General features: G+C 40.5%; 15 protein-coding genes. All 15 read right to left on the reverse strand.

The window, feature by feature from the left end; genetic code table 11:
- Positions 1-8: 8 nt before the first annotated feature.
- The 15 genes from O3746_RS04840 to O3746_RS04910 all read right to left on the reverse strand — a co-directional run bounded on the left by O3746_RS04840 (position 9) and on the right by O3746_RS04910 (position 12,295).
- Positions 9-332 carry a hypothetical protein gene (locus O3746_RS04840; RefSeq protein WP_011271851.1) on the reverse strand — a complete coding sequence of 108 codons (324 nt, stop codon included), beginning with the start codon at positions 330-332 and terminating at the stop codon, positions 9-11.
- Positions 333-341: 9 nt separating this feature from the next.
- Positions 342-785, reverse strand: coding sequence for a hypothetical protein (locus O3746_RS04845; RefSeq protein WP_005687593.1), 444 nt, complete (start codon positions 783-785; stop codon positions 342-344).
- The gene (locus tag O3746_RS04850; protein ID WP_011271849.1) at positions 757-3,627 is read right to left on the reverse strand and encodes a conjugative transfer ATPase; all 2,871 of its coding nucleotides are present in this window, start codon (positions 3,625-3,627) and stop codon (positions 757-759) included. The genes O3746_RS04845 and O3746_RS04850 overlap by 29 nt, the downstream gene beginning before the upstream one ends.
- Before the next feature lie 15 nt (positions 3,628-3,642).
- The gene (locus O3746_RS04855) at positions 3,643-4,050 is read right to left on the reverse strand and encodes a TIGR03751 family conjugal transfer lipoprotein (protein ID WP_011271848.1); all 408 of its coding nucleotides are present in this window, start codon (positions 4,048-4,050) and stop codon (positions 3,643-3,645) included.
- Positions 4,051-4,059: 9 nt separating this feature from the next.
- On the reverse strand, positions 4,060-5,460 hold the full coding sequence (locus O3746_RS04860) for a TIGR03752 family integrating conjugative element protein (RefSeq protein ID WP_011271847.1): 1,401 nt from the start codon (positions 5,458-5,460) through the stop codon (positions 4,060-4,062).
- Positions 5,461-5,470: 10 nt separating this feature from the next.
- Positions 5,471-6,340 (reverse strand): TIGR03749 family integrating conjugative element protein, encoded by an 870-nt coding sequence (locus tag O3746_RS04865; protein WP_011271846.1) that lies wholly within the window; start codon positions 6,338-6,340, stop codon positions 5,471-5,473.
- Positions 6,340-6,984 carry a PFL_4703 family integrating conjugative element protein gene (locus O3746_RS04870; RefSeq protein WP_011271845.1) on the reverse strand — a complete coding sequence of 215 codons (645 nt, stop codon included), beginning with the start codon at positions 6,982-6,984 and terminating at the stop codon, positions 6,340-6,342. Before O3746_RS04870 ends, O3746_RS04865 begins: the two co-directional genes overlap by 1 nt.
- An 11-nt stretch (positions 6,985-6,995) precedes the next feature.
- Positions 6,996-7,367, reverse strand: a complete 372-nt coding sequence (locus O3746_RS04875) for a TIGR03750 family conjugal transfer protein (protein ID WP_011271844.1) — start codon at positions 7,365-7,367, stop codon at positions 6,996-6,998.
- A 19-nt stretch (positions 7,368-7,386) separates the two neighbouring features.
- On the reverse strand, positions 7,387-7,788 hold the full coding sequence (locus tag O3746_RS04880; protein WP_005687585.1) for a DUF2976 domain-containing protein: 402 nt from the start codon (positions 7,786-7,788) through the stop codon (positions 7,387-7,389).
- A 19-nt stretch (positions 7,789-7,807) separates the two neighbouring features.
- A complete protein-coding gene (locus tag O3746_RS04885; RefSeq protein WP_005687584.1) occupies positions 7,808-8,053 on the reverse strand; it encodes a DUF3262 family protein in 246 nt (81 codons plus the stop codon).
- 3 nt (positions 8,054-8,056) lie between these two features.
- A complete protein-coding gene (locus tag O3746_RS04890; RefSeq protein WP_005687583.1) occupies positions 8,057-8,377 on the reverse strand; it encodes an RAQPRD family integrative conjugative element protein in 321 nt (106 codons plus the stop codon).
- Positions 8,378-8,537: 160 nt separating this feature from the next.
- Complete coding sequence (locus O3746_RS04895; RefSeq protein ID WP_005687582.1) at positions 8,538-9,224, reverse strand: TIGR03747 family integrating conjugative element membrane protein; 687 nt, start codon at positions 9,222-9,224, stop codon at positions 8,538-8,540.
- Positions 9,224-9,559, reverse strand: coding sequence for a hypothetical protein (locus O3746_RS04900; protein ID WP_005687581.1), 336 nt, complete (start codon positions 9,557-9,559; stop codon positions 9,224-9,226). Before O3746_RS04900 ends, O3746_RS04895 begins: the two co-directional genes overlap by 1 nt.
- A complete protein-coding gene (traD, locus tag O3746_RS04905) occupies positions 9,543-11,792 on the reverse strand; it encodes a type IV conjugative transfer system coupling protein TraD (protein ID WP_011271842.1) in 2,250 nt (749 codons plus the stop codon). The genes O3746_RS04900 and traD overlap by 17 nt, the downstream gene beginning before the upstream one ends.
- A complete protein-coding gene (locus O3746_RS04910) occupies positions 11,789-12,295 on the reverse strand; it encodes an integrating conjugative element protein (RefSeq protein ID WP_011271841.1) in 507 nt (168 codons plus the stop codon). Before O3746_RS04910 ends, traD begins: the two co-directional genes overlap by 4 nt.
- Positions 12,296-12,309: the final 14 nt, after the last annotated feature.

Here is a 12,309-nt window from a genome sequence, read left to right on the forward strand (position 1 = left end):
ATTTCCCCCTAAGCTAAAGTAATCTGTGTAATCGCTTCAGCAAAAATTAAAATCATCGCAATTAACCATTTTGCTTTTGCCGGCATAGAAGATGGTTGGCGACGAGAAATGGAATAGACCATCAACATAATCGCACCATATAGTAATAATCGTACTGCAAACCATATCCACTGCGTTTTAATAAACCAAGCACGAATATCAACATTCTGAAGATATTGAGTTGCAAAGATGCCAATTGCAGTAAGGGCTAAAAATAAAAATAAAAGGATAGCAATAAAACGGAGTACATTTTTAAGCCATCCTCTTGATTGTGGCTTTTTACCTTGAGACATCAGGACTCCTTATTCATTACCCACAGTCTTATCCCCAAAAACTGGGGATAAGTCAGCAGGGGATTCCCAAATTGCAGCTAATTTCCAAAGCAAATATTGAATTAACCAATATGCATCAACGTGATCGGTTAATTCCACATTAAGTCTAGCTGGCCAGTTTTCGGAAGAAAACACAGGTAATTGGAAACGCCCGGAGATATTAAATAATAAATGCACTTCACCTTTATCTCCTTTAGCGTGTACTTTCCAACTTGATTGAGTAAATACACGCTGAGGAAATGCGCTTAATTGGCAGTTTGAACCAATTTTTGTCTTAATTTTTGCAATGAAATGCAGCACGTAGGCTTTCACCTCATCAGAGGTAAAAGCAAGTGATTGGATGCGAGGCCCAATGTCAAAAATACGATGAAAAGTCATATTAGGATTAGGCTGCGATTGAGTTAAGTTCGTCATTGACTGCAATCCCCCGTTTTTTGTCTAAGTCTTTAGCAACCATCAATGCCGCATCTAACTCAGTACAGTTATGTTCCATCATTAATTGTTTACGTTGTGCTTTCTCGTGTTTTTCAGTCATCCCTAGTGCTAAGTAAAGACTAGGTGGAACAACACGGAATAAGGCTTCCATATTGGTTGCGAGCACCACACCTTCAGTATATTTCTTATCTGCTTTTTTCGCAGATAACAACATCATTTTCTGAGCTTCGGATAAACGACGGAAACGGTTTACCTGTTCGACTTCATCATTAGAAAGGTTAAGTAATTCCCACCATTCAACCATGCTGAGTAATTTATCAGATTCATCAGGGAAGTCAGCCATATTCTGTGTAGCTAACCATAACCAAATACCCAATTTACGCCACATTTTAGAACCTTTAACCAGGAACTTAGCTAGAAGTGGATTTACGGTAATGATATGCGACTCATCCGTAATGTTCACGATAGGGCGGAAACTGTGTTGATATTTTTCACCTAATGAGTTGATATGGTTAATTAGGGAAATATACGAAATCGCTAATTCAGCTTCATAGCCATCACGTGCAAACATCGCCAAATCGACAAGTGTAATATCAGCTTCAGGCCAAATTTCCCCTTCACGGTTAAAGAATCGACCATTTACCCCAGTGCAGAAAATATCCATTGCTTCGGCCATATCTGCAAGACGAGATGCACGTTCCGGGCGAATATCTTGGCGACGACTTAACTCCTCAAGTGCGGCTTTTACATCCCCGGTTAAAACTTGACGAGGTGGGGTCTCTTGTGAAGTTTTCTCTGCAGCTAATAAAATAGCCTGGCGAATAGCCGAGCGGTCAGCACGGCTCATTTTCTCATCTTCCTTCGCTTCTCCCCCGGTGATCATTAAGCGAGCGGTTAATTCCATTTCCGCAAGTAAGTCTCGTTGTTCCTCGCCTTCATCTTCATTATCGTCATCATCTTGAACTTCAAGATCGATATCCATTTCCAATAAACGATGCGCTTCAGAGAAGAGCGGTAAAGCGATGTTACTACTTGGCTCAAGAGATACCCGGTTAACCGTTAAACCGTAACGCTCCGCATAATCTGAAAACAATCCAAAAGAGTTACCTGCTTCTACAATAAACAAGCGAGGACGGTGCACCGCCATCAGTTGTGCCATTTGTGCGGTTAATGTTGCCGATTTACCTGAACCTGTAGGGCCTAAAATGAGCTTATGCGCATTTTTAGTCCGGTCTTTAGGGTTTAGTGGGTCAAAATCTAATGGGCTTCCACCGCGGTTAAAATAGGTGATTCCTGGGTGTCCCGTTCCGGTCTCACGGCCAAATACAGGTAACATATTCGCAATGTGTTGCACCCAATAATATTTGGTATAAAAACGAGATTTTGCATCTAATTGAGGATTAAAATTCATCGGTAGCCAGCGTAAATAGCTATTAAGAGGCGCAACTTCGTTGCCTTCTTTTACCGGCACTAAATTATTACTGAGTAAAACCGTTCTTAATTCTCTTGAGCGAATGCGTAGCTCTTGATCGTCTTTCCCTCTTACATAGAAAACCATGCCAGCTTGATAAAGCTTGTGTCCGTCTTTTAAATATTCCGTTACTGTGAGGGCATCTTGTTTTAAATAGATAGACTCATAGTTATTACCGACAGCTCGACTACTTAATTTGTCTAAATGCGCCTGTAATTTATCTTGAGGATGAATGACTACAGTGATAGCCATAATGGTTGATTCCGGCAATAAATCAAATAGTGCATTAATATTACGACCTCGAGTGACTTCGCCTGTCATGTGGCCAACATCCGGCTGCTTACGAATATTATCAACTACAATGACTTCGTGAGGTTGCTCATTAAAATACCAATAGCCATTTTTACTTTCCGGTGGCGTAAAAAAGAGATTTTCACTAAAATCTTGGTCTTGTAATGGTAGAGCAGATTCATCCTTAGAGAGTGATAAAAGATCATAGCAAGCTTTATCATCGAGTCCGTTAAAATAGCGTGATGGATTTGGATTAAACCATTCTAATAACCAACGATGAATTTGTGTTTCATTTTGGCGTTCCATGGTTAATCCAGCTGTGATAAAAGCACTTTGAACACGATCACAAGCTGTATTTAATTTCTCGATTGTATCTGTCTCATTATTTCCAGCATAACGATAAATAACCATGCGTGTTTTACGCACTTTTCCAGCCCATGCCGTATTTGTTACCCGGTCATCAACAAAAAGCCCACCTGGTTTACCTACTGCTTTTAAGTGACGCTCCATTTCACCAAGCCACTGTTCTGTAAACTCACTACCGCTCGCTTCAGGTGAAGTGGTTTTAATGTACTGTCTCAGATTCTCAACATAACCGCTTAAATCCTTGTCATCCTGGCAATAGAATTGTACAACGTAAGGGTTGGTATCAAGTTCATCGAAACTATCCTGTAAGGCATCTTTAACCAATGTGCGAACGCGATTAAGATAGTCGCTGCTTCTTCCCTCAGTTCCTATAGGCTTAATATCAAATACCGCACCTGCACTTTTAGCATCATCAAAAAGCATTACGCCTTCTTCTTCCAAATATTCCGCATAAGGAAGATTGGAGATAAAAGAGGGATCGCGCCCATAAAGCATTTTAACATGTTGCTCTCTGGTCATTTTTCTATTACGCATAACAGGAGTGATTTCAATCGTCTCTTCTACGTTATTGGTATCATCCTGCTGTGCTTCTTCCGGTGCAATGGATGTTAGGATAGGTTCCTTTTTAGGTTGAGGCTTATCACCTTTTTTAGCAGGGAAGAAAGCCTCTAACACGTCTTGGAATAATGCCATCGTTTCTTACCTCATCTAGTACATTCTTGTACGCTCACCCGGTTGGGCATATTGCACACGTCCATAAAATGGAATTACTGAAGAATAACCTGGTACAGGCATTTGCTCTGAGGAATCAGTTAAGTGCGGATAAACATACATCACTAAATCAGGGTTTGGTAAACGAGGGAAAAGATTTTTCACCTCGTTTTCTGCTGTACGGGTATAAGTTTGTTGTTCACGAGATGAAACGTAATTTGGTGCATCAATAAGACGGCCATTCGGTGTCCGATAAGATGTAATATTGCTATCATTACCGCCTCGATTCCAAATATCTTTCATTGTTGCATCGCCTGTTGGCAATAAATCACCTTGAGAAGTTGAGCAGCCAGTCAAAACACTGCTTGCGGCTAAAATCACGCCCATCATCATTAAAACTTTCATTATTGCTCCTTAATCCAAGTTAGATTGTCTTGAGGCTTGTCCGTATTTCACTTTTCGAGACATGCGGTCATAATCAATATCAATTTGTTTTTCGATGTGTACAGCCACTTCTTTACCCGGTGGAACATATACCGCATCAAACATTTGGCCATAACGCTGACGGAACCAGTCTGCTGTTTCTCTCAAACCGCCACCTAACGCTTGACCAAGAATATACTTACCGTTATTACCCGTTACCGCACCAATTACTGCACCGCCATCAACCACTGTTGTTGATTGAGAAGATGATAAGCCTTGTGCAGCTGCTGAAGCCCCCGTTAAGAAGAAGTTGGTCGTTAGATATTCCGGAGCATTTGTTCTGCGTTCTCCAGGAATGCAAGGCACACCATGTGGATCAGATAACCAGCCAATTTTATCGTCAGAATTGTCTGTTGAAACAATGCGGCCATCGCTAAACACAAAAGTTAAGCTTTTCACATCACCACGAACACAAGATAGCGTCCAGTCACCGCTTGCTGTTCCAGAGACAATTGCGCCTTCAATATCCGGCAGTTCAATGCCATTTGCAATTAAGTTATCTCGACCAATAAGCAATTTAAACGGATAAGGCTCGGTTACCTTATTGTCAATCGGCACACGCCCAACAAGCGCAGTCATAGCAACAGAATTAGTTAAAGTAGAGTTAGCTGCAATTGTGAAAAATGGTGTAGCGGTATTAAATATTGCATTATTACCTGTACTAGATTGCAACCCATCATTAGATTTTCGGATGTCATTCACATTGTTATCGAAGGTTTTGGGAAAACCGATTCCTGCACCATTTACACCAATACCTTGTAGAGCATTCCCTTGTCTGTCTGTAGTTGGCATATCACTAGGGTTCACCCAATTAATTCCCCCTCGAGTTTCAACCTGAGGGCCAGTTGTTGCTCCGTTTATTGGTAGAGGAGCATTGGGATTTGCCTGGGCATTTCCATTCCCTACAACTTGATTACCAGCTTGTACAACCTGATCTTTTAACGCATTAATCTCATTAATTAACGCCCCTGTTTCTGCTTGTACCGCCTGTTGAATTTGATAATCCGTATTGTTTGCTTGATTTTTTAACTGCTCATTCTCTTTTACCAAGCGTTCATTTTGTAAAATCACTTCATCAAATCGCTTATTATGCTCTTTCACTTTACCTATAAGTGTTCTTACCGTATCTTTAGATGTGTCACCCTCAATCCCCATTGCTCGTAATTCTTCCGGTGATAAATCTTTAAAAGAGATATCTAAAGTATCTTCTTTCTTGGTTTCTGCTGTATTTGTTGAACTACTACCGGAGAAAAGAAATCCAGCCATCAGCGTCACGACAAGAGCGGTAATCCCACCAATAACATAGAACGCTTTATTTGCTTTCATTTGCATTGTTCGCTCCTTATTTTGTTTGAGTTGTCACTGTTGTGGTGACTTTTTTCAATTTTTTCGGTTTATATGAATTTGACTGAGGGATAACAGAATGATTAGGTGAACCTTCTGTCACAAGATATAACGTTGTGGTATCTTCAGGTGTATCATGCCCCCCAAGCCAATTATGCTGAAATGTTGCTGCATAGAATCGACCTTGAAGCTCTCGAGGATCTAAATCAATGCGAGATTGCCCCTGGTTTTGCAAGCGAACCGCAGTGACAACATACTCATCAAGTTGCCAGCTGAGTAATGGAGTAGCTCGCACAGGCAATGCAGGTAAGAGCGTTTTAAGCGGTGTAGGAAGGCGATGTGAAACTTGGCGCACACCTTCCAAAGGCTCAACTGAACGTAAAGGCGCATAAAACATTTGTGCGGCATAACGTGTTAATGCAGCTGGAGCGGGGAGTGCCGGACGCGCATTTGGCATTGGTTCGTTATATGCATTTGCATCTTGGCCATAAGCAGTTGTTTGTTTTTCAACTTTATTTTCATAAACAAAGCGAATTGGCTCACTTGCATTGGCAACAGAATGCTTCGCTTGCACATCAAGTAAGATTATTTCTCCAGTTGCAACATCCATAAGCTGCAAGCGTGTTTTTGGGAAATCTGCAGTTGCTTTTAAATAAACCGCACCGCCAGTTGATTGAATGCGAAGCTTGCTATCTAATTCAGGTGGATAACCTACTTTTACATTTTTATCTACGAATAGAATACGTTCTTTTTCGATTTGTAAGTCAATAGGTAACGGTTTGCGCGCCCATTTCATTAACACATCGGCAGATGCCGTCATTGGTGAAAAGATAAAAGCCGCGCTTAGTAACAAAGTGAGTTTTTTCATTATTGGTTATCCCCTTCTCTAAATTCTTTTGCTTCTAAACGTAATGGAATTGAGCTGTAGCAGTTAAATCCCAATCCCCAAGGATTGTTCTGTAAATCTGTTTCCATGCGCACGATATTGACCGGGAAGCGGGTTAAAACACGTTTTACTGGTTCATCTTTGAAATACTCATCTACACTTAAATCAAGATTAACCGTCCAGCTATCTGGACTATGCACAATAACGCTACTGTCTTTAAATCCACGTCCCACAATTTCATAAACACCACGTGCACGTTCACGTAATTCACCGTTAGATAAACGGTCATAGTAGTCTTTCTTCAAAAATTCTTGGCAACTTGGCGTAATAAAGGCTTTATTTCTTTCAATATTTAATTTGTATTCTTCCTCGCCATTCTCCATCCAGCGGTTTAACTGCTGGAAGGTTTGATAAGCAAAGGCATAAACGGTTGATTTTGGCACTTCCCACCAAGGGCGTTGACTTCCCGCACGTAAATCCGGTGGGTTATAAATCATTAATCGACTTGGTGCGGTAAAAATAATGGCACATAGCACCAAACAAATCACAAGCAATGCACCGATAGCAATTCGCCCGGTCATGATTTCGCGATTTTTTTGATGAACAATCCCTTTTAAGTTACTCATAATAAACTCTCTTATTTTTTAACTCGGCGAATAGACCAAGTGCCTTGACGGGAGATAAAGCGATTCCCCCCTAATATTCCATCTAATTTAACCTCAATCATTCGATTCAAGTAGGCTTCCGGCTTACCTCGTTTAAGGCGCGCAATAATCACTTTGCCAATCACCACAGAAAGAATGCAAAACAACATGGCGAGAGACGGAATTAACAACCAAAAATCAAAGCCTAAGGCAAAACAACAAAGGAGGCCAAGCACTGCACCCAAGATAAATCCCATTGCTGCAGCCAACATAAATTCACTTACAGATAACCCGCCATACACACTCGATTCACGATTTAATCGAGTAGGAAGAAAGGGGATTGTTTGTTCTTTATCGCTTGACATCTTGACCTCACAGAGATAATTAAAACAGACCGATAGCCAATTTCACCAACCAGAGGCTGAAGAAAATTAAAATGAAACCAAGAATAAGAGCGATAATAAATGGGCCCCATCCTTTTTTGTCATTTTCGTCAGTCGCTGCGTTATAGGTTTTAATTAATGCCTTAACCACTGTCATGATTGACCATGCTGCAAATAAAATTGCACACAAGGTTGCCAATGATTTAGCAACAAGATAGATGATTTCCATCGGGTCTTTGGTATTGCTATCTACGCCTGGGATTTTAAAATCAGGGATTTTAGAGGCATTGATACCATTACCACCGCCTGTAGCAAACGCATTTTCAACGGATAACCAAAGTAAAGTTACTACCGCAAGAAAACGACTTGAAACATTCTGAAAGAAGGATTTAATCAACTTCATGAGATGTCCTTATGGTTTGTTAAATAAAAAAGCTGACAACACATATAATTAATGCTGCGCCCCATAGAATCAGTTTAAAGAATGACCAAATATCACCGTCGTTCACCATGCCTTTGTAGCCATGATTAGTTGCCCACATATACGCAAGCAGTAATACGACAACCAAAATAATGGCCAGCATGATTTTCAGTTTTAGCGGGTCTAAACCACTTACAGTATAAAAACTGTCTAATGGTGAAACAGAAGGGAAATTAGCGTTACTCATCTGCTATTGACTCCGAAGATTGAGATAATCTTCTTTTAAGTTACGAATAGCTTTAGGATTTCTAGGGATTGCCCGGGAAGGGTTAATATATTGCTTAATCCCTGCCTGTACCGTAGCAATATCTTGATGTGCTGAAGCGTAATCAAAATATTCACGACTTTTCGCAGAAACCTTTGCACTTGCAGCTGCTCGCTGTAATGAGAGTTTTGCTGCATCCAACTGTTTAATTGCTTGCGCTAAATGCTCTTGCTCTGTTGCTTGAGCACTTATAGCGCCAAACAATAACCCTATTGCTAGAGATAAACTGAAAATATTTTTAGTCACGGAGAACTCCTTACTTGAAACAGATTCCAAGCAAAGAGTGCCAAAGAAGAGAGGGAAATTTAATGAGAAACTCTTTTTAAATTCAAAACAGTTTTTAGTGATAAAAAAGGGCGCTTATTCTTGGAAAAATAAGCACCCATAATGACAACATAGAGGAATATTAAAGGTATTTTTTAAAGCTCGCTGCCGTTACACAGATGGATAGTCCAAATAGAAATGCAGCTGGCACCAAAATTATATTCGGGTAAATAGAAATTGGGATAGAAAGATACAATACCCATGCCGACAACATAATCGGGCCAATTAATCGACGTGCATGATGATAAAGAAAACTAGACTCTCTGCCCGCACCAAATTTACGACGGTCACGCATCATTAACCCTTCAGTAAAGCCCGCAAATGCGGCTAACAAAAAGAGTGGGGAAGTAAAAACAATCACTACAAGTCGAATAACAAAGGTGATAAAAACATAAATCACTGACTCAATATACGCTCGCCCATAATGATACACCCACAAACCTACGCCACTATGCTCACGAGGGTTGGCTAACCAATCTTTTACACCTGTTTTCACAAAAAGCCATTCATGTAATGACAAAATAAGACCTTCAGCCAGCTCTTTTGGAGAATGATAGAAAAGACCTCTCGTTAGACTATCAGAAAGCCATCCAAGCTCAGTTAGCATCATTTTTTGACTGTGTAAATGACCTTCTTCAGGCCATAAAAATGCAATACCTAACCATTCAAGAATAATGCTCAAAATCAGGGAACCCAATAAGGCGGCTAATACCGCATTAATGTAGTAAAAAAGACCCTTTTTCTTTTTTTTGACTTGTTGTTCTGCCATTACTGTAATGTTCCCGCTGGAGATAATTTACAGTGAAAGAAAAGATAACCTTTTACTTCACCGTCTAAAAAAATTTGAATTGCCTGGATGCCATTTTCAGATTTTTTTACATCATTAGCCGTCCAAAGTGAGATGCCTTTATTTGCATACTTTTTCGCAAATTCATGTGTGGTATAACGCTGATTATTCCAATCTTCCAAATAAGGTAAAAAGTAATTAAGTAATTCATCAGCGTTTTCCAGCCCACAAGAACAGCTAGTGACTGAATTGAAATCTACGCTCATATCCGGAATATCAAGCAAGTTCATATCCGGCTGATTAATTATCTGTGTCATCAAAATCATCCTCATCTGTATCATCATTCTGATCAATATCTTCATCTTCCATATCTTCAGCAACTGGAGCTTCAACATCCCCGAAAAGCATTTCTTCTCCTGCGTGTGAAGGCGCTCGATTTAATGACATTGACTGAAAAGCGGTTGCTATATCTTGACTTGGCGCATAATCAGAAAATGCAGATTGCCACCAATTTGGAGAAATATGGTAGTTTTTGCGCATATAAGCCGTCAATTCTTGAAGTGATTCCGGCATCACATCATCTTTATCAACCGCAGGTAAAGGCATTCTTAATTTATAAAGCGTACTCCCTTCAAGAAGAGCAAATGCCTGTCCTTTTGGTAAATTTGTAATATGTGCTGGCGATAGCATTGGCACCATTTTTTCAGAAATACGTTCACCAGTATTAGAAGTAAACGCCTTGCCATCATCCGGATTGCTGTTATCTGTCGTACTTGATGTCACCATGCTTTGATAAATTGTGACATCGTTGAGCTGACGCGTTAAAAACTCTGCAGTGGCCGGCTCTTTTACCCGGAACATTAAAAGTGTATTGAAGTTACCTGTTGTTTGTCCCGTTTTTGCCTTACTTCCAATACGAGCTTCAATATCTGAAAGTGTTTGAGTATAGGCTGTTACCTGCATTCCCGCACCACGACCTTTATTGATCAGCGGGATAAATTCATCCCCCATCAATTCATTGAACTCATCGCAATGAAGGTTGATTTTAGGCGGTTTGCTTTTAGTTTTAAATGCATCTGGCAACCCCTCATCTACGCCAAATTTATAAATATGACCAGCCATTGATACCAAATCAGCAAACATACTATTACCCACAGCTGCAGCTACGGTCGCATCGGATAATGCATCTAATCCAACGTAAACAATCCCTCTTTTACGAATAATAGATTCCCAATCAAAGATAGGGCGCTCATCATGAATATCAGTGTAATCAGGCGAGAGAAGCTCTGCAGTTTTACCTGTAGTGAGTTTTTCAAGTAACGGTAAAAGCGATGCCACAATTTTATCAAAATAGGTTTTATCGTAACGTACCGCACTTGATAACCCTTCAAGTACCGGGTCAAAAATCTTATTCTCTAAAATATATTGGTTAATAACAGCAATCAGCGGTCTATCTTTCATCGAGAACGGTAAATTTTTTACATCTAAGTTAGCCGCAACCGAAGCCAACGTTGGCCATATTTTCTTATCTACGGCATCAAAATGAAGTTTGGCGTAATCTAAGAAAAGTGCATCAATATTTTGCACAAAACGCGAGATTTGCACATAGTCCGGGCGTTTTCCCATTTCAACCAATGCACGGGAGACAATATTCACAAAACGCCACGCAAACTCTTTAAATGCTGCACTATTTCCCGCACCACTTAATTGCCCAGAAATACGTCCTGCCACTTCAGAAATTCGACCGAAGCGACCAACTGGGTTATATCGAGCAGAAATTTCCGGATGCCCTAAATGGAATACATAAAATTCATTTTCACGCCCCGCACGTTTTGCTTCTGCATACATTCGTTTTAACATATCCGGGTCGCCTTTCGGATCAAAAAAGACAACCACTTCACGCTCTTCAGGTGTTTTACCTCGATGTATATCTTGTGTAACAAGCACTTCAGCAAAACGCGTTTTCCCTACGCCAGTTGTACCAAATACTAAGGTATGACCGCCACGGTCGCCTAACGGAAGCATAATATCGCGTTCATTCGGCTCCACACCATGCATCACTGGAATGCCGCCAACTGGCGGTAGCGGTCTGACTGGATTTAATGGAGAGTCCATTGAAGTGAGTCTAGATAACCAATTATCATGCACTTTTTCATAATCACGAGCGGCTTTAAACCACTTCCCATTTTTCCAATAAATTTGCCCATTTGCAGAGAAACAGTCATAAAGACGTTGCGTATGCTTTGGTTCCCATTCAAAGCCTCGTCCTAAGAACAAGGCTTTTTTACTTACTGGAATTTGACGACTGGTCAAAGCATAGTGAGGGAGTCTGCGTAAATTTCGGTGATAGCGTACAATTTCCATGCCTTGACGAAAACGCATAACCCCCATACCTGCGAAAGCGGCCCCTAATCCATATCCAATAAGAGGATTTAATGCGAGCGACCAAGGCGCACCGCAACAAACCAAAGCACAAGTACCATGGACGGCAGCTGGAAAAAATTCAACAGGCGGTCTAAGTAAACCTTCTAATACATGTTTTTGACTCATTGCGACAATCCTTCTGAAGTCAATAAAGCAGGGTAGTGAGCAAGATTTAATCTTGAAGCTAAGTCATCCCCTGGCGTTGGCATTAAGGTTAAATCCGGTGCTAATTGGCGTAACTCGCTTAATTCGTTTGTTGTTTTAACGCTTACTACAAGTCCCATTGCACCAATTTTTTTAAGGTAATTATAATTAGCGTGTAGCCAATTTTTAGATAAGTTATCTGTTCCAATAAGAAAAATAGGCAACATTCCAGGAAGATTCATTCTGACTGGTTGTATTTGGCCCGGTGTCATTCTATGTGAGATAACAGGTAAAATATCCGCTTCGGTCAATGTTGAAGGAACGCTATTAGGGTAGGCTTGAACCATTGATTCATCCGGTTGTAATGCTTCATAAAAACGGACTGCACTTTCTCCGCCAAAATCACCAATAACTTTTAATTCAGCTTGCGCCTGAACTACTGCTCCTAAGCAGACCAAAGAGAGGAAAAAGGATTTATACTGCATAATTCTGTTCTCGT

It is taken from the genome of Haemophilus sp. 27098_8_127 (assembly GCF_041433495.1).
In the GTDB taxonomy this organism is placed as follows: domain Bacteria; phylum Pseudomonadota; class Gammaproteobacteria; order Enterobacterales; family Pasteurellaceae; genus Haemophilus_D.